The sequence below is a fragment of the Novosphingobium humi genome, assembly GCF_028607105.1.
GTDB classification, from domain to species: domain Bacteria; phylum Pseudomonadota; class Alphaproteobacteria; order Sphingomonadales; family Sphingomonadaceae; genus Novosphingobium; species Novosphingobium humi.
Window position 1 is genome coordinate 279487 of the sequence record NZ_CP117417.1, and the last position, 22702, is coordinate 302188.

Sequence of the window (22702 nt, forward strand, 5' to 3'; positions counted from 1 at the left end):
CTTTTTTGTTGCCCTGCGTTCAGAGGTGAACTTGCATTCACCTGTCGGATGCGTCATGCATGGCGCCTAGGCTCGCAAGAAAGATAAGGCCAGATACAGGGCCAAATGCAGGGGATGCCATTGACGCGCGGATCATCGGTACGGGCCAGATTCTTTGCCCCTCCGGCGGAATTGGCCCGGTATTTCACGAGTTTCTATCTGGCCGAGATCGATCTTGCGCCGGGTCGCCGCGTGGTCGATTACCTGCATCCCGAATGGGCCAATCTGCGTTTTTCCTCGGGCGGGCCGCTGGCCGCGCGCAATGTGCGCGGCATGGGCATTGCCGATTGCCATTTCGCGGTGACCGGCCCCAGCGGCCATGCGGTGCATTTTGAGGTCGGATCGTGCCGGATCTGGGGCGTGGGCCTGTTGCCGCTGGGCTGGGCGCGGTTTGTCGGCCTGCCTGCGGCGGATATGGCCGATGCGGTGCTGGACGGGGCCGCGCATGATGGCTTTGCGCCCTTCATGCCGTTGGCCGAGGCGATTTTCGGGGCCGAGCCGGATGTCGAGGGGGAACTGGCGCGCATCACCCGGTTCTTTGCCCAATGGCCATCTGATGGCGCGGACGATGACCAAAGGGTTGTGGCAATCCATGCCGCGATGATCGATCCGGCTGTGTCGAGCGTTGCCGAAATGGCGCGGCGCGCCGGGGCAAGCGCCCGCACGGTCGAGCGCCTGTGCCAGCAATCCTTCGGCTTTGGCCCCAAATATCTGCTGCGCCGCCAGCGTTTCATGCGCAGCCTTGCCCAGTTCATGCTCGATCCTTCGCTCAAATGGATCGGGGCGCTGGACGGCCATTATCACGATCAGGCGCAATTCGTGCGCGAGTTTCGGCAATTCATGGGCATGACCCCGCGCGAATATGCCCGCATGCCGCATCCCATCATCGAGGCCTTTGTGCGCGAGCGGGCGCGGATCGCGGGCGCGGCGGTGCAGGCGCTCGATGGTCCCGACGGCGCGCGGCTGGGGCGCCGCCCATCTTGACATCGCGCGGTCAGGGCGCGGTTGATCTTGACGCCGCGCCGCCCTAGAGGGTGCTGGCGCTTGGCCCGATGCCGGCGCGCCCATCAGCAGACGGACAGAGCATGGATTACGAAAGTCTTGGCGCACAGGCGCTCGACAGCATTGCAAAGGCGCAGGATCTGGACGCGCTCGACGCGCTGCGCGTGGCGTTTCTGGGCAAGCAGGGTTCGATTTCCGGCCTGCTCAAAACGTTGGGCGCGATGAGCCCGGAGGAGCGCCAGACCACCGGCCCCAAGATCCATGCCCTGCGCGAGGGCGTGACGAATGCTCTGGCCGACAAGAAGGCCGCGCTGGAATCGGCCGCGCTGGAGGCCAAACTGGCCGCCGAGACGGTCGATCTGACCCTGCCCGCGCCCGAAAGCGCCCGTGGCAGCGTGCATCCCGTCAGCCAGGTCATGGACGAACTGGCCGAGATCTTTGCCGATCTGGGCTTTGCCGTCGCCACCGGGCCGGAGATCGAGGACGACTGGCACAATTTCACCGCGCTCAACATGCCCGAGAGCCATCCGGCGCGCGCGATGCATGACACATTCTATATAGACAAAACCGCCAGCGGTTATGAAACCGAGCAGGATATGGTGCTGCGCACGCATACCAGCCCTGTGCAGATCCGCGCGATGCTGGCCGCAGGCGGCGACAAGCCTTTGCGCATCATCGCCCCGGGCCGCGTCTATCGCAGCGACAGCGACGCCACCCACACGCCGATGTTCCATCAGGTCGAAGGCTTGGTGATCGGCAAGGACATTACCCTCGCCCATCTGAAATGGACGCTGGAAACCATGCTCAAGGCCTTCTTTGAGCGCGATGACATCGTGCTGCGCCTGCGCCCGTCCTATTTCCCCTTCACCGAACCCAGCGTCGAGGTCGACACAGGCTATTCCTATGTCGACGGGCGCCGCGTGGTGGGCGGTTCGGGCGATGCGCCGGGCCATGCGTGGATGGAGCTGCTGGGGTCCGGCATGGTCAATCGCCATGTGCTGACCGCCGGTGGCTATGATCCTGACCAGTGGCAGGGTTTTGCCTTTGGCGTGGGCGTCGATCGTCTGGCCATGCTGAAATATGGGATGAACGATTTGCGGGCCTTCTTTGATGGCGATGCGCGCTGGCTGGGCCATTACGGCTTTTCCGGCCTTGATGTGCCGACCCTTTCGGGCGGCGTAGGCGTACAGGCATAAGGGGCGGCACAGATGAAATTCTCTCTCTCGTGGCTGAAAGCCCATCTCGACACCGAAGCCACCGTCGAACAGATCGCGGGCAAGCTGAACGCCATCGGCCTTGAGGTTGAAGGCATCGAGGACCCGGCCGAAAAGCTGAAGGGCTTTCGCGTCGCGCGCATCCTGACCGCCGAACGCCACCCCAATGCCGACAAGTTGCAGGTGCTGTCGGTGGATACCGGTGAGGGTGCGCCCTTGCAGGTGGTCTGCGGCGCGCCCAATGCGCGGGCCGGATTGGTCGGTGTGCTGGGGTTGCCCGGCGCGGTGGTGCCGGCCAATGGCATGGTGCTGAAAGTCGCCGCGGTGCGCAGCGTCGAATCGAACGGCATGATGTGTTCGATGCGCGAACTGGAACTGGGCGAGGGCCATGACGGCATCATCGAATTGCCCGAGGACGCGCCGGTCGGCGCCGCCTTTGCGGACTATCACGGTGCCGATCCGGTGTTCGACATTTCGGTCACGCCCAACCGCCCCGACTGCATGGGCGTCTATGGCATCGCGCGCGATCTGGCCGCCGCTGGGCTGGGCACGTTGAAGCCGATTGCCGCGCTTGGTGTGGCCGGTTCCTATCCTTGCCCGGTCGAAATCCGCACTGAAGACACCGATGGTTGCCCCGCCTTTTATGGCCGCACCGTCAAGGGCGTGAAGAATGGCCCCAGCCCGGAATGGCTGCAGGCCGCGCTGAAAGCTGCCGGTCAGCGTCCGATCTCGGCGCTGGTGGACATCACCAATTATGTGATGCTGACCTATGGCCGCCCGGCCCATGCCTATGACTTAAGCAAGCTGTCGGGCGCGGTCGTGGCGCGCCGCGCTGTGGCGGGCGAGCAGTGCCTTGCGCTCAATGGCAAGACCTATGATTTGACCGAAACGATGACGGTGATCGCCGATGATGCGGGCGTGCATGACATTGCCGGGATCATGGGCGGCGAACATTCGGGGTGCAGCGAAGCGACCACCGATGTTCTGCTCGAAATCGCCTATTTCACGCCGGAACGGATTGCCGCGACGGGCCGTGCGCTCAACCTGACCAGCGACGCTCGTGCGCGGTTTGAGCGCGGGGTGGACCCGGCCTTCCTCGACACCGGGCTTGATCTGCTGACCGGGCTGATCCTCGACATCTGCGGCGGCGAGGCTTCGCAGGTCGTTCGCGCCGGTGCTGCGCCCGCGACGCCCAAGGTTGTGGCGTTCGATCCCGCGCTGGTGGCCAAGCTGGGCGGGGTGGAGATTGCGGGCGATGAGCAGAAGCGCATCCTTGCCGCTCTGGGCTTTGTGGTCGGCGATGACTGGGCCGTGACCGTGCCGGGCTGGCGCCCGGATGTGGACGGCGCGGCCGATATTGTTGAGGAAGTGGTGCGTATCCACGGCCTTGACGGGATCGAGAGCGTGCCGCTGCCGCGCGAGGATGGCGTGGCCAAGCCGACCGCGACCCCGGCGCAGAAGCTGGAACGTCGTCTGCGTCGTGCTGCTGCCGCGCGTGGCCTCAACGAGGCGATCACCTGGTCCTTCCTGCCTGAGGGCGAGGCGGAGCATTTTGCCGACGGCCCGCTCTGGCGTCTGGCCAATCCGATCAGCGAAGACCTGAAAGTCATGCGCCCCAGCCTGATTCCGGGGCTGCTCTCTGCGGCGCGGCGCAATCTGGCGCGTGGGGGCTCTTCGCTGCGTCTGTTTGAAATCGGGCGCCGCTATCTGCGCGATGCCAATGGCAAGGGTGCTGAGCGCCTGACGCTGGCCGTTGTGCTGGCGGGGGACAAGACCCTGCGCGGCTGGGCAACGGGCAAGGCGCAGGCGTTTGACGCCTTTGACGCAAAGGCCGAGGCGCTTGCGCTGCTGGCCGAGGCTGGCGCGCCGGTGGACAATCTGCAAATCATGGGCGAGGCGGGCGTTCAGTTCCACCCCGGCCAGTCGGCCACCTTGCGTCTGGGGCCGAAAAATGTGCTGGCGCGGTTTGGCATGTTGCACCCCACCACGGCCAAGGCGTTCGACCTTGATGGCCCGGTGGCGGTGGCGGAAATCTTCCTCGACGCCATTCCGGGCAAGAAGGGCGCGGCAGGCTTTGCCCGCGTCAATTATGCGCCCCCGGCCCTGCAGGCGGTGAAGCGCGACTTTGCCTTCCTCGTTCGCGCCGATTTGCCCGCGGGCGATCTGCTGCGCGCGGTGAAGGGCGCGGACAAGGGCAATATCATCGCTGCGCGCGTCTTCGACGATTTCCGGGGGCAGGGCGTGCCCGAGGGCCAGAAGTCGCTGGCCATCGAGGTCACGCTGCAGCCTGCGGAAAAGAGCTATAATGACGCCGATCTGAAAGCCATTGCCGACAAGGTGACGGCGGCGGCGGCCAAGCAGGGCGCAGTCCTGCGCGGTTGAGCGCCAAGGGGTTGAAAGAAAAGGGCGCTGCGGGCATTCTCGCAGCGCCCTTTTTGTTGGCCGGATGGGAAATGGTGTGAGCGAGGAACTGGTACGTATCGCAAGCGGCGAATGGAGCGCGCTGATCCATCCGCTGGGGGCCGAACTGCAATCGCTGCGCGATGGGGCGGGGCGGGAATATATGACCGATGCCGATCCGGCCTATTGGACCGGCCATGCGCCTTTGCTCTTTCCGATCATCGGTTCGCTGTCGGGCGATGCGTTCCGGCATGAGGGGCGCGACTATGCCCTGCCGCGCCATGGCTTTGCGCGGCGCAGCCGGTTTGCGGTTGTGGCGCAGAGCGGGGATGCGGTGACGTTCGCGCTGGAGGACAGCGAGGCGACGCGGGCGGTCTATCCTTTCGCCTTCCGGCTGGAGATGGCGTTTCGTTTGCAGGGCGCCGCGCTCCATATGGCCGCCACGGTGCATAATCGCGGCGAGGCGGTGCTGCCTTTCAGCTTCGGCTATCATCCGGCCTTCGCATGGCCTTTGCCGGACGGGGGAGAAAAGACCGCGCACCGCATCACCTTTGAAAAGGACGAACCGGGGCCGGTCCGCCGTGTCAGCAAGGCCACGGGCGAATTGCTGCCGGGCGGCGAGGCGACGCCGGTCGTGGGCCGCGAACTGGCGTTGGATGAAAACCTGTTCGAGGCCGATGCGATGGTGTGGACCGGGCTGGCCAGCCGCGCGCTGCGCTATGCCTCTGCGCAAGGCCCGGCGCTTGATATTGCCTTTCCCGACAGCCCGGACCTTGGCCTGTGGCAGGTGCCCGGCGCGCATTATATATGTATCGAGCCATGGGCGGGCCATGCCGATCCGCAGGGCTTTGATGGCGAGATCAGCGAGAAGCCGGGGATTATCCTGTTGCCGTCGGGTGAAAGTCGCAGCTTTCGCATGGATGTGAGGGTGCGCGCGGGATAGGCGCCAAGCGCGCAAGCGCGGGATAGACGAAAAGCCCGCCGCCATGTAAGCGCGCGCGCATGACTGACGCCTTTGCCACCCGCCGCACCTTTGCCATCATCTCGCACCCTGACGCGGGCAAGACCACGCTGACCGAAAAGCTGCTGCTGAACGGCGGCGCGATTCACTTGGCGGGCGAGGTGAAGGCGCGCGGGGCGGCAAGGCGTGCCCGTTCGGACTGGATGAAGATCGAGCAGCAGCGCGGGATTTCGGTGACCTCCTCGGTCATGACCTTTGCCCGCGAGTTTGAAGGGCTGGGGCATATCACCTTCAACCTGCTCGACACGCCGGGCCACGAGGATTTTTCCGAGGATACCTATCGCACGCTGACGGCGGTGGATTCGGCCATCATGGTGATTGACGCTGCCAAGGGCATCGAGCCGCAGACGCGCAAGCTGTTTGAAGTGTGCCGGATGCGCAATGTGCCGATCATCACCTTCGTCAACAAAGTGGACCGCGAGGGGCGCGAGGTGTTCGAGATCCTCGACGAGGTGGCCGATGCGCTGGCGCTGGACGTGTCGCCGCAATCGTGGCCCGTGGGCATGGGCGGCACGTTTCAGGGCATTCTTGACCTGAAAAGCGGACGCATCAGCCGCCCTGAGGGCGACAGCCGCGAATTTCTCGGCAAGGTCGATCACGAGCCGGTGCCGGAAGAATTTGCCGAGGAGATCGAACTGGGGCAGGCGGGCTATCCCGAATTTGACCTGGAGGCCTATCGCCATGGCGATCTGACGCCGGTGTTTTTCGGCTCGGCGCTGAAAAACTTTGGTGTGGCCGAATTGATCGAGGCCATCGCCCGCATCGCCCCGCCGCCGCGCCCCCAGCCCAGCGAAGCGGGCGTGATCGACCCGTCGGGCAATGAGGTGACGGGCTTCATTTTCAAGGTGCAGGCCAATATGGACCCAATGCACCGCGACCGTATCGCTTTCATGCGTCTGGTTTCAGGCACATTCAAGCGCGGGATGAAGCTGACGCCATCCGCGTTGGGCAAGCCGATTGCGGTGCATTCGCCGATCCTGTTCTTTGCCCAGGACCGCGAGATTGCCGACGAGGCCCAGCCCGGCGACATCATCGGCATTCCCAACCATGGCACTTTGCGCGTGGGCGACACGCTTTCGGAAACGAACAAGGTGCGCTTCACCGGCCTGCCCAATTTCGCGCCGGAAATCCTGCGCCGCGTGGCGCTCAAGGACCCGACCAAGACCAAGCAATTGCGCAAGGCGCTGGACGATCTTTCGGAAGAAGGCGTGATTCAGGTCTTCTATCCCGAAATCGGCAGCCAGTGGATTGTCGGCGTGGTGGGCCAGCTTCAGCTCGACGTGCTGATCAGCCGCCTTGAGGCTGAATATAAGGTGGGCGCGATGCTGGAGCCGGCGCCTTTCGACACGGCGCGCTGGGTCAAGGGTGATGCCAAGGCTTTGGCCGACTTTGCCGAATTCAACCGCGCCAATCTGGCCAAGGACCGCGATGGCGATCCGGTGTTCATGGCGCGCTCGGTCTGGGATGTCTCGTATCAGCAGGAGCGCAATCCTGAGCTGACCTTCTCGGCCACCAAGGAGCGGTAAGGGCATTACCCGCTTTTGCGGTTTCAACAGGCGCGTCGGGACAGAAATTCCGGCGCGCCTGTTTTTTGTGCGTGCGGGGCGTTGGACGGCACTTGCCTCCAAAACGCTGCCTAAATTTTGTGCAGATGCGTAGGAATCGAGCGCAGGCAAGGCCCAAATAACCGCCAGACGGCCGCCGGGCCGCAAATGAATCCCCGAAATCTCAAAAAACCCTAAATTGGCACACCCCTTGCTAGGTATGTGGCATACCGGCGCTGGGCCGGTTGGCTAATAGGGGATAGGCATGAAGTTCATCATCGCCATCATCAAGCCGTTCAAGCTCGACGAGGTGCGTGAAGCCCTCGGCGCACTTGGGGTCGCCGGTCTGACGGTGTCCGAAGTGAAGGGCTTTGGTCGGCAAAAAGGGCAAACCGAGATCTATCGCGGCGCCGAATATTCGACCAACATGCTGCCCAAGGTGAAGATCGAGATCGCCGCCAGCGACGAACTGGCGCCGCGCGTGGTCGAAACCATCCAACAGGCCGCCAGCACCGAAGCCATCGGCGATGGCAAGATCTTCGTGCTCGATCTGGCCTCGGCCGTCCGCATCCGCACCGGTGAAACCGGGGATACCGCTCTGTGAGCGGCGCTAGCCTTAGGAGTGAACCCACTATGATCCGCAAGATGATTTGCGGCGCTGGGGCTTTGGGCGCATCGCTCTTTGCCGCCACCACCGCTTTTGCGCAGGCAGCGCCGATCAAGGCGCCGACTGCCGAACAGATGGCCACCATGGTCAACAAGGGCGACAACACCTGGATGCTGATGTCCTCGGTGCTGGTGCTGCTGATGAGCATCCCTGCGCTGGCGCTGTTCTACGGCGGCCTGGTGCGCACCAAGAATATGCTCAGCGTGCTGATGCAGGTGTTCATGATCGTTTCGGTGGCGGCCCTTGTGTGGGTGTGCTGGGGCTATTCGATGGCCTTTACCGGCGGCTCGCCCTTTGTCGGCGGCTTCTCCAAGGCGTTCCTGATGGGCGTTTCGGCCAGCACCTATGCGGCCACCTTCTCGAACAACGTCTATCTGCCTGAATACACCTATGTCATCTTCCAGATGACCTTCGCCTGCATCACGCCGGCGCTGATCGTGGGTGCCTTTGCGGAACGCGTGAAGTTCACGCCGCTGATCATCTTCACGGTGCTGTGGCTGACCTTCATCTATTTCCCGATGGCCCACATGGTGTGGTATTTCGCCGGTCCCGACTTCCTGTCGGCCAACACGTCTGACGCGGGCTATCTCTATGGCCTTGGCGCTCTGGACTTTGCGGGCGGCACCGTGGTGCACATCAACGCCGGTATTGCCGGTCTCGTCGGCTGCCTCGTGATCGGCAAGCGCGTGGGCTTTGGCAAGGAAGCCACCCCGCCGCACTCGCTGACCATGACCATGATCGGCGCCTCGCTGCTGTGGGTTGGTTGGTTCGGCTTCAACGCCGGTTCGAACCTGGAAGCCAATGGTCTGGCCTCGCTGGCCTTCATCAACACCTTCGTCGCCACCGCCGCTGCCGCTGTCAGCTGGTCGCTGGTGGAACAGGTCAAGCATGGCAAGCCCTCGATGCTGGGCGCTGCTTCGGGCGCTGTGGCTGGTCTGGTGGCCATTACGCCGGCCTCGGGCTTTGCCGCTCCGATGACCTCGATCGTGCTGGGTCTGATCGTGTCGCCCATCTGCTTCTTCTTCGTCTCGACCGTGAAGAACAAGCTTAAGTATGACGACACGCTCGACGTGTTCGGCGTGCACTGCATCGGCGGTATCGTCGGCGCCATCGGCACCGGCATCGTCGCCGACCCCTCGCTGGGCGGTCAGGGCTGGGTCGACTACACCGTGTTCCCCTCGAAGGCCGGCACCTATGACATGGTTGCCCAGGTCATCACCCAGATCAAGGCTGTGGTCCTGACGCTGGTTCTCTCGGGCGGCGGTTCGGCGATCCTGTTCTTCGCTCTGGACAAGACCATCGGTCTGCGTCCCTCGGAAGAAGCCGAGCGCGAAGGCCTCGACATCACCGAGCATGGCGAGCGCGCCTACAACTACTGAGTTTCACAAGTTTGGCGGGGCTGGGGATCTCCTCCCTCTCCTCCTCCCCGGTCCCGCCTACCGATGTTCCTCCTGCGAACGACAAACTTATAAAGGGCCGGAGCCAGCCGCTCCGGCCCCTTTTTTATGCGTGGGGGCGGCGGGCATGAAAAGGCCGGAGCGGTGGGCTCCGGCCTTTTCGTATGCGATCCTGCGGGTTTAGCGGGCCTGCGCGGCCAGCATGTCCATCAGAGGGCGGACCGGGCTGACATCGTAACCGGCCGAGGCGGCCTGCGCGGTGACCTCGTCGAGATCGGCGCCGAGGCTGGCCTGCGCCAGCGACCAGAGCAGCGTCGAACGCGTACCCGAGCGGCAATAGGCCAGGATTTTGCCTTCGCCCTTGAGCGCCTCGGCCATGGCGGTCACCTGCGCCTGGCTGAAACCGGCGTGGGTGACGGGGATGGCGACATAGCCCATACCCGCGGCGGCGGCGGCCTGCGCGATGGCCTCGCCCGGCGTCTGGTCGTCGCTTTCGCCTTCGGGGCGGTTGTTGATGATGAGGGTGATGCCCTGCGCGGCGGCGGCATCGACATCGGCAAGGCTGATCTGCGGGCTGGCCCAGACACGCTGGGAAATCTGACGGAACATGATCGTCTCCTGATCCTGGCAGGCGCGAAGGCGGATGGGCCGCGCCAAAGGGCTGGATTCGCTCTGCCAAGGGGCGGGGAATCAGACAAGCGGCGATTTGCGCAAGGTGGCGCAGTTGTGGCCCTGGCGCATTATTTTCGGATATTCTTGGGGATGCGCACGAATCTATTCGCTATGAACTGGAATTTAGGATATGCCGGAGAGTGCAGAGGAGAGGGCCGCGCATTTCGCGTGGCTGCTTGCCCTGTCGTTTGGTGTGATTCGTCCTCGCGCCACGCGATTTGGATCAGGGCGAAGCGAAGGTGCTTTCGGTTTTATGGGTTTTGATAGAGGGCGTCGCGGCAGGGGCCGAGACAAGCGCGACGGGTTCGGCGAAGAAGGTTTCGATCCCTTCATGGGCGGTGGTGACCGCTTTGGTGGTGGCGACCGTTTCGGCGGCGGTGACCGCTTTGGCGGCGGCCGTGATCGCGGCGGCTTCGGCGGCGGTGATCGTGGCGGCTTCGGCGGCGGCCCGCGTGGCGGCGGCTTCGGCGGCGGCGGTGGTGGCGGCTTCGGCGGCCCGCGCGGCGGCGGCGGCGGCATGCCTGCCCAGGTTGTTGGCCAGGGCAAGGGCGTGGTGAAGTTCTTCAACGCTCAAAAGGGTTTCGGCTTCATCCAGCGTGAAGACGGCGGCGAAGATGTGTTCGTGCACATCAGCGCGGTCGAACGTGCCGGTCTTGAAGGTCTGGCCGAAGGTCAGGGTCTGGAATTCACGCTGGTGGATCGTGGCGGCAAGGTGTCGGCCAGCGATCTGTCGGTTGTGGGTGATGTGATCGCGGTCGCCAAGCGCGAACCCGCTGCTCCCCAGCGCCAGCTGACCGGTGAAAAGGCCACCGGCACGGTTAAGTTCTTCAACGCGATGAAGGGCTTCGGCTTCATCACGCGTGATGACGGCCAGCCCGATGCCTTCGTGCACATCAGCGCGGTCGAACGTTCGGGTCTTCGTGAAATCAACGAAGGCGACCGTCTGGAATTCGACATCGAAGTCGATCGACGAGGCAAGTACTCGGCGGTCAACCTCTCGCCGCGTCAGGGTTGATCCCGAACCTCTTGCCTTCAAGAGGACGCACGGCCCCCAATGGGTTAAAACCTGATTTCCTTTAAGGACAGGTTTGACCCGGGGGCGGCGACAGCATAAACGCGCGCAAATGGCGGCAGGTCCGAAGGATTCGCTTCGGGTCGCCGCCATTTCGCGTTTTCAGCTTCCGCCGAAATATTCTACCGAACATTGTCTGGATTGAAGAGCGACCCCGCGATCCTGGGGCCATTCTGGAATGCAAAGGAACTATCGATGACCATTTCGCCGTTGATGCCTGTTTACCCCCGGACCGCCTTTCGGCCGGTGCGCGGTGAGCATTGCCATCTGATTGGCGAGGATGGCCGCCGATATCTCGACTTTGCCGCCGGGATCGCCGTCAATCTGCTGGGCCACAGCCATCAAGGGCTGATTTCCGCGATCCAGCAACAGGCCGCGACGCTGATGCATGTGTCGAACCTTTATGGCAGCCCGCATCAGGAAAGCGTGGCCAAGCGGCTGGTCGAACTGACCTTTGCCGACACGGTGTTCTTCACCAATTCGGGCGCCGAGGCGGTGGAATGTGCGATCAAGACCGCGCGTGCCTATCACCAGCATGTCGGCAATCTCGACAAGTATGAACTGATCACCTTCAAGGAGGCGTTCCACGGGCGCACCATGGGGACGATCTCGGCCTCGAATCAGGAAAAGATGCATAAGGGCTTCCTGCCCATCCTGCCGGGTTTCAAATATGTCGATTTCGGCGATCTGGACGCGGTGAAGGCCGCCATCGGCCCCAACACCGGCGGCATCATGATCGAGCCGATTCAGGGCGAGGGCGGCATCAAGGTTCCGACGGAGGAATTCCTGCAAGCCTTGCGCGCACTGTGCGACGAGCATGACCTGATGCTGATCTTTGACGAGGTGCAGTGCGGCGTGGCGCGTACCGGCACATTCTATGCCTATGAGCAGTTCGGCGTGGTACCCGACATTCTGGCCAGTGCCAAGGGTATCGGCGGCGGTTTCCCCGTGGGCGCTTGCCTTGCCAGCGAAAAGGCCGCGCGCGGCATGGTCGCGGGCACGCATGGCAGCACCTATGGCGGCAACCCGCTGGCCATGTCGGCGGCCAATGCGGTGCTGGACGCGGTGGCCAATGAGGAATTCATGGCCCATGTGCGCGATATGGGCGCCAAGCTGATGAGCCGTCTGGAACAGTTCATCGGCAATTATCCCGATCTGTTCGAACTGGTGCGCGGGCGCGGCCTGATGCTGGGCCTGAAGATGAAGGTCGAGCCGCGGCCTTTCGTCGCCCATCTGCGCGACAATCACCAGTTGCTCTGCGTTTCGGCGGGCGACAAGACCATGCGCATCCTGCCGCCGCTGGTGATCGACGAAAGCCATATCGACGAATTCATCGAAAAGCTCTCGGCTGCGGCCGCCAGCTATCAGCCTGAAGAGGTGGCGTGATGGCGCGGCACTTCCTGAACCTCTCGGATGCCGGGGGGGATGCGGTCGTCGCGATGTTGAATGACGCGCTCGACCGCAAGCGGGCGCGCAGCAGTTGGACCAAGGGGCGCGTCGATGCCGATGCGCCTTTGGACGGCCATGTGTTGGCGATGATCTTTGAAAAGAACTCGACTCGCACGCGCGTGTCTTTTGACATGGCGATGCGCCAGTTGGGCGGCAGCGCGATCGTGATGGATGCGGGCGGCATGCAACTGGGCCGGGGCGAAACGATCGCTGACACCGCCCGCGTGCTCAGCCGCATGGTCGATGCGATCATGATCCGCACCAATGACCATGCCAAGATCGAGGAATTGGCCTATTATGCCACGGTCCCGGTGATCAACGGCCTGACCGATGCCTCGCATCCGTGTCAGATCATGGCCGATCTGCTCACGCTGCTGGAACGCGGCGTGGCGCTGCCGGGCATGGAGATGGCGTGGCTGGGCGATGGCAACAATGTGCTGCATTCGCTGATCGAGGCGGCGGGGCTGCTCAAATTCGACATCCGCGTGGGCGGGCCCAAGGGCTTTGAGCCGGACGCGGGCTTTGTTGAGCAGGCGCGGGCGCGCGGGGCCAGGATTACCTTCACGCAGGATGCGGCCGAAGCGGCGCGCGGGGCGCAGGTGGTGGTCACCGACACATGGGTGTCGATGGGGCAGCCGGGCGGCGATGCCGTGATCAAGGCGATGGAGCCCTATCAGGTCAATGATGCGCTGATGGCGCAGGCGGCGCCGGGGGCGCTCTTCCTCCATTGCCTGCCCGCCCATCGCGGCGAAGAGGCCACCGACAGCGTGATCGACAGCGCGCAAAGCGTCGTCTGGGATGAGGCGGAAAACCGCATTCATGCCCAGAAATCGGTGCTGCGCTGGGCTTTTGGGCAGGTGTGAGCGCGGGCATGGATTGCGTTCTGCATTTCACCATTCCATCGCGCGATGCACGGGGGCGGGCGGTTCGCCTCGGCCCCGTGCTCGACCTTGTGCAATCGGCGCATGATTATCCGCCGCCGATCCGCAAACTGCTGGCCGAAGCGCTGGTGCTGGGGGCTTTGATGGGCTCCCTGCTCAAGGATCAGGACAGCCAGTTGACCATGCAGGCGCAGACCCAGGATGGCGTGGTCGACCTGCTGGTCTGCGACTATCGTAATGGCGAGGTGCGTGGCTATGCGCGCCATGACGAAGAGCGTCTGGCGGCGCTGGGGCCGAACCCGACCCTGCACGATCTGTTCGGCAAGGGCTATCTGGCGATCACCTTTGATCTGGCCGTGACCGGGCAGCGCTATCAGGGGGTCGTGCCGTTGGAGGGCGATTCTCTGGCGCAGGCGTGTCAGGCCTATTTCATCCAGTCCGAGCAGGTGCCCACGCTGATCCGTGTGGCGACATCGGATGTGGACGGGCATTGCGTCGCGGGCGGGCTGCTGGTGCAGCATCTGCCTGATGGGGAGGAAGGGCGCACGCGTCTGCACGTGCAGCTTGACCATCCGCATTGGGAGCATGTGGCCGTTCTGGCCGGATCGACTCGCGACGCTGAACTGGTGGATAAGGATTTGGCTCTCGACCAGCTGGTCTGGCGCCTGTTCCACGAGGAGAGCGAAGTGCGCGTGTCGGAAGATGCGCCGCTCAAGCGTGGCTGCCGCTGCAGCGAGGAGCATTATCGCTCGATCCTCTCGCGTTTTGGCGAGGGCGAATTGGCCGAAATGCGGGATGAAAATGGCGAGATCATCATTGATTGCGCCTTTTGCTCAAGGCTTTTCCCGATTTCGATGTAAGGTGGCATGGGCTGTCGGGCCGTGTCGCAATAGAGATGGAAATATGACCCAGACTGATGTTCCCGCAGGCCGCAAGGCGGTTGTCCTGCTCTCGGGCGGGCTGGATTCTATGGTGTCGGCAGGGCTGGCCCGCGAGGCGGGTTATGAGATCTATGCGCTGACCATCGATTATAACCAGCGCCATGCATGCGAGATCGATGCGGCCAAGGTGTTGGCCAAGGAATTGGGCGCGGTGCGGCATGTGGTATTGCCGCTGGATTTGCGCCAGTTCGGCGGGTCGGCGCTGACCGACGATATTGATGTGCCCAAGGACGGGTTGGAGCCGGGGATTCCCGTCACCTATGTTCCGGCCCGCAATCTGGTGTTTCTGTCGCTGACGCTGGCCTGGGCCGAAGCTGTTGGCGCGCGGGATATTTTCATCGGGGTCAACGCGCTCGATTATTCCGGTTATCCCGATTGCCGCCCGGAATTCATCGCGGGCTTTACCGAAGTCGCGCGTCTGGCGACCAAGGCAGGGGATGAGGGCGGCGAGTTTGTGATTCATGCGCCGCTCCAATTCCTTGGCAAGGGCGATATCGTTCGCGAGGCGGCGCGGCTGGGACTCGATGTGGGGCTCAGTTGGTCCTGCTATGATCCGCAGCCTGATGGTTCTGCATGCGGCCTTTGTGACAGCTGCCGCCTGCGTCTGGGCGGTTTTGCAGAAGCAGGGCTTGAGGACAAGTTGCGCTATGCGGTGAAGTAAACTTTTCACATTACCTGCCCCAGACACAATCAAGGCCGGGCTCCTGTCGGAGTTCCGGCCTTGATTGTGTCTGTGGCCAATAAGGCCCCGACCAAGCACGAAGGTGCCGCCAAAAAAGAAGGGGCAGCTTGCGCCGCCCCTCCCATTTTTGCCTGAAAGGCTGGACTTAGTTGCCAGAACCCGGACCGTAGGTGATTTCCACACGACGGTTCTGGAGTTCGCGAACGCCATCGGCGGTCGGAACGCGCGGGTTGGCTTCACCAAAGGCCTGGCTCGAGATCGCCGAGTCAGCGATGCCATGCGAGGTGAAGTAGGCGCGGACCGAAGCATTACGGCGAGCCGACAGACCCAGGTTATACTTGGGCGTGCCTGAGCGGTCGGTGTAACCAGCCAGAACGACCGGAACCGAGGCGCAATTGCCATAGGCCTGAATGGCGCTGTCGAGGATCGACGCGGCTTCAGGGGTGATGTCGGCCTTATCCCAATCGAAGAACACGATGTAGGGACCCTTGTTGCACACCGGAGCCGGAGGCGGCGGAGGCGGCGGAGGCGGCGGAGGCGGCGGAGGCGGCGGGGGCGGCGGAGGCGGCGGGGGCGGCGGAGCAACCGGCTCAGCGCCACCGAAGTTGTAGGTCAGCGTCGCCAGCAGCGAGTGCGAGTGGAACTTTTCCGACAAGGTGTTGCCAGTCACGCCCACAAAACGGTCTGCACCCGGAGCGTTGAAGTAGCGATACTTCAGGCCCAGATCCCAGTTCTTGCTGATCGGCGCACGCACGCCGGCAATAGCCTGCCAGGCAAAGCCGGTGGCCGAATCGTCAACGTTGTAGCCCGCAACCGAAGTCGCGTTGTAGCTCTTCACGCGAGCCACGCCGACACCGCCGCCGACAAAGCCCTGAAGGCCGTTGTCGGGACCGAAGTCGAGCAGGCCGTTGGCCATGAAGCTAAGGGCGCTGGTGTTGCCGGCGACTTGGCTGTTGTCGGCGGTGTAGATCGTGCCGTTGGCCGCTTCAAACGACTTCGTCTTGACACGACGATAGCTGGCTTCGGTTTCCAGACGGAAGGGGCCGAAGTCGTAACCGACGATGCCACCGAAGTCGTAGCCGAGCTTCGACTTGATGTTGCCAAGAGCGGCGCCGCTCGTGACGTTGCCGAGCGGGTTGGATTCGACGATGACAGCACCGGCGTCGCCTTCGACGTACCAGGTCTTGTCTTTGGCCAGTGCCGGCGTAGCGAGGGCAGTAGATGCCAGCGCCAAGCCCAAGGCAATCTTGCGCATTTGTTTTCCCCTTGTGCGAGTGAGAGGCTACCAGTTGCGCGCAGGTCTAACCCCTCGCTTACAGGCGTGCAAGCCGAGAAATACTTAGGATCGTTGCAAATTTGCCACAGGTGAGGCAATTTCAATTCTTGGATTGCGGCATTTTGGCCTCTGTATGGCACCTTAAGGCAAAATGCTCGCCAGCCTCAACGCGGAGATTAACTGGCCGATGGCGGCCCGGGCTTGCGAATCCACCGTGGAGCCGCCTGTGGGTTCGCCGACCGCAGAGGGGATTTTCCAGCCGGAGGAGTAGAGCCATGATACGCCCGATGATCGGTCAAACACCTTCATCCCGTCCTGGGGTGTGATGTAGATCCAGTTTCCGCTCTGTCGACAGGCAATCTGGCCGACATGGGATGCCCAATCCCCGGTGGCGCCGGTGCCGATGCTCCAGTTCTGGCCATCGGGCGGGGATGCAGGCGGGGTGGTGGCCGTGCCTTCGATCGCGCAATGCAGTAGCGCATCGGTGATGGCAAACGCCTCGTTGACGTAGAACTCCTTTTGCGCCTGCCCGGAATAAAGAAAGGGCAGGCCGAAATGCGGGCTGGCATTGTCGAAAACGAGAGGATCGCTCATCTAAATTCTCCTGTTGTTTGTTGCTGTCGCAGGGCAGGGGTCACAGGTCGTACAGATGCAGCGCATCGGAGGCCTGATACGTGCCGACCTGTTTGACCCAAAGCGCGCCATGGCCATGCGCCGCGACCAGATCGGCCTGCGTTGCCGCCCCAAGGGCCAGACTGGCGGACGTGACCTCCCAAAAGGCATAGGGGGCCGAGGTTGGGCCGTAGCCGACCTGATAGGCCTCCCTTTCCTCTTTCAGGGGAACATCGACATAATCGGACCAGGTCCAAGCGCCGCGCGCCCTTCGCGTCCAACTCAGGTTCAGCGTACCATCCGGTTGCAGCGCTGCCTCGCCCTGAACCGGCGAGAGCGGGCGGTTGGCGATCCCGCGGCAGGCAATCGCGCTTTCAACCGGGTCGCTGTCGCCCAGCCCCATGGCCGCGATCAGGATGGTGTTCGAACTGCCCAGCTTGCTTTTGTCCAATTCGATCACGGTGTCGTCGAGCAGGACAAAGGGCTCGTTGATCGTATGGCTGTCCATGGCCGACTCGGTCCCGGCACGCCCGCGCAGCAATTGCTCCAGCCGCCACCTTGAACCGCCCAGCGGCAGCGCGCGGCCGAATTGCACGATTTCGGAGCCCAACAGCGCTCGATTGCTCCCCGCCGACAATTGGCGCGGTGTCGCATCCGTCAGCGCCAGATTCGTATTGGCCAGTTCGATTTCAACCGCATTATACCGATCCAGCACATGCGCAGGCCCAGTTGCCAGAATGGTGAGTGCCTTGCCCATCGTGGCCGATTGCCGCCCGCTGGTGCCGATCTTGGTCAGCGCCCCCGTGCCGTCATCGGCATAAAGCACCGCGCCCTTCCACGCGCTGCCCGAGGAGGAAAGCGCGGCATAGATCAGCCCGGCATCCCCCGCACTGCTTCCGTCCGATGGCAGTTCAAAGGCGGTGATCAGGGTCTGGCCAAGCGCCAGATCAGAGGCCAGATTGGCCTGCCCGGAGGCAGTCGCGGCCCTGATCAGCGCTTGCGCCGGGGGAATGCGCGCAAGGCTCAGTTCGATTCCCGTTTCGCGCCATTCCCAATCCTTGACCTGCCACAGGCCCTGAATCGAGGGCAGCGTGACACAGCAGCCCGGGCCCACCGCCGGATCGAGTTCGGCACAGCGCCACTGGATCGTTTCCTGGGCCCAGTCATCGCTTTGCGCCGCGCCGCAGATCAGGCGAAAGGCCTCCTCGCTGGTCGTGCTGACCGGCAGATCGAGCGTCTTGGGCTGCCCTGACAGGGCGCCGCCGGGCGCGCGCTGCGATCCGGGCTGATAGTCCAGATCGACATCGTAATAGCGCAGCGATCTTGGCGGCGATTTGGCGGGCGGTCTGCGTTTCCAGCTATAGCCTCCCTTGCCGCCGAAATCTCCGGTCCCGGTGGCCGCCACCGGTTCGCCCAGCATCCGGGCCACCGAGACATCCTGCTGCGTGATCGTCAGGCCGTCTCCATCGGCATCGCAGACAATCGGAACAATCGGCAACCACGCCGCCAGCGTGTCGGCCAGCGGGTCCGAGCAGGAAAAGCCCAGGATGCCGTCGACTGGCACGTCGGCCTGCGCCTCTTCGATCGTATCATGCACCAGAGCGGCCAGGTTGAGCGTCCCATCATCGCAAAAGACCTCGAAATTGAGGCTGGGCAGGCGGTTGCCGAATTCACCCAGTTGCAGATCCTCAAACACCACATAGGCCGTGCCCCGAAAGGCCGGACACAGATCGCCGCCCAGCAAGGAAGCCATCAGCGGATCGGCAGCCTGATCCGCTGTCCCTGTGTGGATGCGCAAAGTGCCCCCCACCTTGAGATCGCCCGAGGACCCGCGCAGCAATTTGCCGTCGGCCCAGATCCGGCCGACCCCGATGATCGGGCGACTGGCCAGCGCGACCGCAAAGGAGGATGTATAGCTGTAGGTGGTGGTCGAGGGCTGTCCTTTGCCGCCGCCGCTGGTCGAACTGTGCTCGCTCAGATCCGTGGCCCAGATGATCGTGCCGCCCACCCGCATCCGGCCATAATGGCGCGGTAATGCGGCGCCATAGGTCGATGTGGTGACGCTCAGGTCCTGCAGACGAGCGCCCTGCCGTTTGCTGGACGTGCCAAAGACGGACCCGTCAATCTGGCTGCCCACCAGCGCGCCCAACGCGCCGCCCAGTGGCCCACCAAAGGCGGTGCCGATCGCCGTGAACAAAATAGTAGCCATGGTCTGCTTCCTTAAAGGTTCGGGCGTGCTTGAAGGTCCGGGGTGAGCCGCCAGTGTTCGACCATCACGCCATCGGGCATGGCGGGCGAGCGCAGCACCTGACGCTGGCCGGCATGGGCATGGACAAAGGCGCCGCCCGCAACCGCAATAACGAAATGCAGCGCGGCAGCCCCCATGCGCAGCAGGATCACATCACCGGGCAGGATCGCGCCCTCGACCGCGACAAAGCCCCACCGTCCGGCCAGATCCATGGCACGCTGCGGATTGGCGTTGCGCCATGCATAATCGGTGGGCAAATCGCCGGGCCGCCCGACCGCCCGCAACGCCGCCGCCAGCACGCCCAGACAGTCCAGCCCATGTTCGCGATGACGGCCATGCAGGCGAAAGCGCGTGCCGACCAGATCTTCGGCGGCACGCGCCAGATCCGACCCGGACGTCATCCCGCCACACCATAACGCACCACCAGATCATTGCCCGGCAGGAACGGTTCCCCGCGAAAATTGACAGCATTGCCGAAGCGGCCGCCGCATGTGGCCAGCGTGTGATCGCAACCCTCGCGCACCACCACCCGCAGCCCACTGTCCAGCGCCCGGTCGAGCGGGCGATCCAGCATCAGGAAACTGCCCGAACGGCCCGTGATGGTCATCGACAGCCCCGCATAAGGCCCCTCGATCCAGCGCAACCTGCCCCCCAGCAGCAGGCCCAGATCGAGCGAGATGCTCAGATGGATCAGATTGCTGTCCAGATCATGGGCCAACAGCGTGGCCTCATGGCTGTATCGCGCCGCCGACAGAGCGCAGTCCCGGTCGCAGAATTGCGCGCGGCATGTCGGGCTGGTGCGCGGGATCGGATCACGGGCCAGTTCAGCCTTGCCCGATTCCAGTTCGGCGACAAAGCCCTGCATTTCCTGACTGACCGTGCCGATTGCGCCGCGATAGAGCGGCTGATGCTCCATCGTTTCCCAATCGACCACCCCCACCACCACGCGCGCGCCTTCAAACCGGCCTGATTGCAGGTCAAAGGCGCTGATGGCGTCATGGCTGATCGCGCCGGTGATTTCGGCCGAATCATCATCCAGCCCCGATGTGCGCCGGATCGCGGCGGGCATCATGCCGGGCGCGGCCATGTGGTTGAGCCCGTCGAACCACAGATCGCGGTCATGGGTGGTAAAGCCCAACGCCACGCCGTCGCCGCGCATGATGCGCCAATAGGTGGCCACGGTTTCCAGTTCCTGCGCGAACCATACCCGGCTCATACCGCCTCCCGCACTTCGATCACGGGAACCGAGGGCGCTTCCCCGGCCAGAAAGGTCAGGCCGGAAATGTCGAGGCGATCCTGTTCAAAACGCACCGGCACATCGAACAGGAACCCGGCCCGCACAATGGCCCCGGCGGCAGGCGGGGTTGTGAATTGAACCACTCCGCCCGCACCCAGCACCCAGCCGGTGGCCTGCGCCGCGCCGTTGACGCTGACCAGCACCGAACCGCTGCGGGGGCGGGTGATGCGCCGCAACTGGGCCTCATTCTCGCCCAGCGCCCCCGTTCCATAGCGTTTGACGAGGGGAAAGCTGGTGATGAGACCATCGCCGATGCCCAGCATTTGATCGACGGCCGAGGGCGTGCCGGTCATGCCGTTCGAACTGAAATCGCTGGGGTCGCCCAATCGAAAGCTGCGTGCCGGACCGCGCCGCGCCCGGAAAAAGCCCAGCAAAATGCCCAGATCCTGTTCCGAGCGAATGCCCGGCCCCACATCAAAGCTCAGCCTGGCATCGCTCCACAGGCTGTTGCGGCGTTCAAAGCCGGATGCCGTGGTGGTCACGCTGGTGGAAAAGGCAGGGCTGATCTTGGTGTCCAGCCCCAGCGGCAGCGGATAGGCCACATCGTCGAAAGCGTTCATATCGTTGCTGTCCTCAGAAACGGGCAGGGCGACAAAGCCGTCGCGGCAGACCTGCGGCAGCGCCCAGACGAAAATCTCATGCGCCGCCCGTTCACGTGCCTCGCCGATGCCCTGATCGATCAGGCGCCACTGGGCGGACTGGCTGGGCAGGAGAACGAAACCGGCCAGATAATCCTGCTGTTCTGGCGGGTATCCCAGCCGGTCATTGACCAGTTGATAGGCGGCATAGCGCCGCGCATCGGCGCCTGCGGTCAGCCAGTCGTAATCCTCGACCTGAAGCCGGTCGAAAGCGGGGCTGGCCCAGCCGACCGGCATATTGGCCCGCCGCGCCTCTGGGGTGGCGGGATCAAGCACCGTGGGCACGAAGGTCAGCAGCAGGGTCTCGCAGGCCACGCCTGCGGCCTGCGCCACGGCCCGCGCCGCGCCGGCCAGAGCGATGGTCGAGGCCGCCAGCATCGCTCCCGCCTGATCCAGCAGGGCGGTTTGCGCCGCGCTCAGGCCGACGCGCAGGTCGGGGATCGCCACCGGGCTGCCGCCAAAGGCTGCCTTGGCCGCATCGTCATAGAGGCAGATCCGGCCATCGCCCATAACCCACCACCACGGTTCGCCCACCTGAAAGCGCACCGCGCAACCGGTATCGACCAGCAGTTGCGCAAAGGCGGCGGCCACCGACTTTTGCCATGTCATGGCCTCCGCATTGGCCGGAGACATCAGCGTCGAGGGCGGCGACCAGCCGGTCAGCGCCGGATCGCCATTGGCCGCGCGCTGTTGCCATGCCGATGGGCAATGCTCGGCCAGCACCTCATAGGAGAGCGAGGCGATAGGCGAATAACCCCACGCCTGACATGCGGCGAAGAATTCACCATGCCAGGCCCGCGCAGGCAGGCACAAGGGATCGCCCGACAAGCCCACCAGAAACGCTCCGCCCGATGCGGTGAGCTGGAAGAAATGGCTCATCCCGACATAGTGCAGGATGCTGCCCCGATAGCCGAGTTGGCGGACCGAGCGCAGCAGGCGGGCGGGCGTCTGGTTGAAACTGTCATCATAGGCCGTGGCCATGGCCAGCCCGTGGGGCGGCACAAAGACATTGCCGATCGGCAGCATCGCCTTTTGCCCGGTGCAGCGGATATCGGTCATTTCCACCCATGCATCGGCGCCGACGCTCAAAGGCGTTGCGGAACCGGCAACATAGCCGTTGGGCACCAGCGAAATGAACATGCGGTCGATGTCGCCTGGATAGAGCGGGTCCATCCCGGAATCGCGCGTCCAGCCGCCGTAAATCTCCGAGAAGTTCAGCGTGATCTGCGCATCCTCGCCCGATCCGATGGCAAAGTTCCACAGGCGGACATACCACGTGTGCGCGGCGCCCGCCGCGTCGCGCCCCTCGATGGTCAGCGTGGGGCCATTGGCCTGATCCAATGCGACCAGCCCGTTTGAGCGCCAGCGGAACGACAGAGTCGTACCCGAATAATCGCGGCCCGTGGCATAGGCCAGCAGCGGATGGTCAAGCGTATCCTCGCTCTCCCAGATCAGCCCGGCCAGATCGCCCTGCGTCAGAAAACAGGCGTCGAGCCGCAAGGCATCGGGCGCGGGGGTGGTGATCGCGGCCATCATCGGGCGCGGAAAATTTACCGTCCAGAAGCGCGGATCAAAGCGCTGGATCCAGTCGGTTTCCTGTCCCTCGCGGGTGGAGGCAAGCCAGAAAGCCATGGGATGCTCCTATTTCTT

Annotated in this window: 19 protein-coding genes; 12 read left to right on the forward strand and 7 right to left on the reverse strand. The window is 63.7% G+C overall.

The annotated features are described in order from the left end of the window. Positions 1 to 171 precede the first annotated feature (171 nt). From PQ457_RS01285 to PQ457_RS01315, 7 genes are all read left to right on the forward strand, one after another. Positions 172 to 1023, forward strand: a complete 852-nt coding sequence (locus tag PQ457_RS01285) for a helix-turn-helix domain-containing protein (protein WP_273618008.1) — start codon at positions 172 to 174, stop codon at positions 1021 to 1023. A 101-nt stretch (positions 1024 to 1124) separates the two neighbouring features. Continuing rightward, positions 1125 to 2237, forward strand: a complete 1113-nt coding sequence (gene pheS / locus PQ457_RS01290) for a phenylalanine--tRNA ligase subunit alpha (RefSeq protein WP_273618009.1) — start codon at positions 1125 to 1127, stop codon at positions 2235 to 2237. A 12-nt stretch (positions 2238 to 2249) separates the two neighbouring features. Continuing rightward, a complete protein-coding gene (gene pheT / locus PQ457_RS01295; RefSeq protein WP_273618010.1) occupies positions 2250 to 4637 on the forward strand; it encodes a phenylalanine--tRNA ligase subunit beta in 2388 nt (795 codons plus the stop codon). Between the two features lie 76 nt (positions 4638 to 4713). After that, complete coding sequence (locus PQ457_RS01300; RefSeq protein ID WP_273618011.1) at positions 4714 to 5598, forward strand: aldose 1-epimerase family protein; 885 nt, start codon at positions 4714 to 4716, stop codon at positions 5596 to 5598. 59 nt (positions 5599 to 5657) lie between these two features. Beyond that, positions 5658 to 7202 (forward strand): peptide chain release factor 3, encoded by a 1545-nt coding sequence (locus tag PQ457_RS01305; RefSeq protein WP_273618012.1) that lies wholly within the window; start codon positions 5658 to 5660, stop codon positions 7200 to 7202. 283 nt (positions 7203 to 7485) lie between these two features. Continuing rightward, complete coding sequence (locus PQ457_RS01310) at positions 7486 to 7824, forward strand: P-II family nitrogen regulator (protein WP_168603000.1); 339 nt, start codon at positions 7486 to 7488, stop codon at positions 7822 to 7824. Between the two features lie 29 nt (positions 7825 to 7853). Continuing rightward, on the forward strand, positions 7854 to 9266 hold the full coding sequence (locus tag PQ457_RS01315) for an ammonium transporter (protein WP_273618013.1): 1413 nt from the start codon (positions 7854 to 7856) through the stop codon (positions 9264 to 9266). A gap of 198 nt (positions 9267 to 9464) precedes the next feature. Here PQ457_RS01315 and PQ457_RS01320 read toward each other — a convergent pair whose 3' ends face one another. Next, positions 9465 to 9893, reverse strand: coding sequence for a protein tyrosine phosphatase family protein (locus PQ457_RS01320; protein WP_273618014.1), 429 nt, complete (start codon positions 9891 to 9893; stop codon positions 9465 to 9467). A gap of 316 nt (positions 9894 to 10209) precedes the next feature. Here PQ457_RS01320 and PQ457_RS01325 point away from each other — a divergent pair, with 316 nt between their 5' ends. From PQ457_RS01325 to queC, 5 genes are all read left to right on the forward strand, one after another. Further along, entirely contained in the window at positions 10210 to 10971 is a 762-nt protein-coding gene (locus tag PQ457_RS01325; RefSeq protein WP_273619212.1) for a cold-shock protein, read from the forward strand. Between the two features lie 252 nt (positions 10972 to 11223). Next, on the forward strand, positions 11224 to 12414 hold the full coding sequence (locus PQ457_RS01330; protein ID WP_273618015.1) for an aspartate aminotransferase family protein: 1191 nt from the start codon (positions 11224 to 11226) through the stop codon (positions 12412 to 12414). Further along, complete coding sequence (argF, locus tag PQ457_RS01335) at positions 12414 to 13340, forward strand: ornithine carbamoyltransferase (protein ID WP_273618016.1); 927 nt, start codon at positions 12414 to 12416, stop codon at positions 13338 to 13340. The genes PQ457_RS01330 and argF overlap by 1 nt, the downstream gene beginning before the upstream one ends. A gap of 8 nt (positions 13341 to 13348) precedes the next feature. Continuing rightward, a complete protein-coding gene (gene hslO / locus PQ457_RS01340) occupies positions 13349 to 14218 on the forward strand; it encodes an Hsp33 family molecular chaperone HslO (RefSeq protein ID WP_273618017.1) in 870 nt (289 codons plus the stop codon). 43 nt (positions 14219 to 14261) lie between these two features. After that, positions 14262 to 14960, forward strand: a complete 699-nt coding sequence (queC, locus tag PQ457_RS01345; protein WP_273618018.1) for a 7-cyano-7-deazaguanine synthase QueC — start codon at positions 14262 to 14264, stop codon at positions 14958 to 14960. Positions 14961 to 15126: 166 nt separating this feature from the next. Here queC and PQ457_RS01350 read toward each other — a convergent pair whose 3' ends face one another. The 6 genes from PQ457_RS01350 to PQ457_RS01375 form a co-directional block, all read right to left on the reverse strand. Continuing rightward, positions 15127 to 16236: an OmpA family protein gene (locus PQ457_RS01350; RefSeq protein ID WP_273618019.1), complete on the reverse strand. Its 1110-nt coding sequence runs from the start codon at positions 16234 to 16236 to the stop codon at positions 15127 to 15129. 162 nt (positions 16237 to 16398) lie between these two features. Further along, positions 16399 to 16851: a DUF2793 domain-containing protein gene (locus PQ457_RS01355; RefSeq protein WP_273618020.1), complete on the reverse strand. Its 453-nt coding sequence runs from the start codon at positions 16849 to 16851 to the stop codon at positions 16399 to 16401. Between the two features lie 40 nt (positions 16852 to 16891). Continuing rightward, the gene (locus PQ457_RS01360) at positions 16892 to 19078 is read right to left on the reverse strand and encodes a GTA baseplate fiber-binding domain-containing protein (protein ID WP_273618021.1); all 2187 of its coding nucleotides are present in this window, start codon (positions 19076 to 19078) and stop codon (positions 16892 to 16894) included. A gap of 11 nt (positions 19079 to 19089) precedes the next feature. Then, complete coding sequence (locus tag PQ457_RS01365) at positions 19090 to 19518, reverse strand: NlpC/P60 family protein (protein WP_273618022.1); 429 nt, start codon at positions 19516 to 19518, stop codon at positions 19090 to 19092. Further along, positions 19515 to 20333, reverse strand: coding sequence for a DUF2163 domain-containing protein (locus PQ457_RS01370; protein ID WP_273618023.1), 819 nt, complete (start codon positions 20331 to 20333; stop codon positions 19515 to 19517). The genes PQ457_RS01365 and PQ457_RS01370 overlap by 4 nt, the downstream gene beginning before the upstream one ends. Continuing rightward, positions 20330 to 22684 (reverse strand): DUF2460 domain-containing protein, encoded by a 2355-nt coding sequence (locus PQ457_RS01375; RefSeq protein WP_273618024.1) that lies wholly within the window; start codon positions 22682 to 22684, stop codon positions 20330 to 20332. The genes PQ457_RS01370 and PQ457_RS01375 overlap by 4 nt, the downstream gene beginning before the upstream one ends. Positions 22685 to 22702 lie beyond the last annotated feature (18 nt).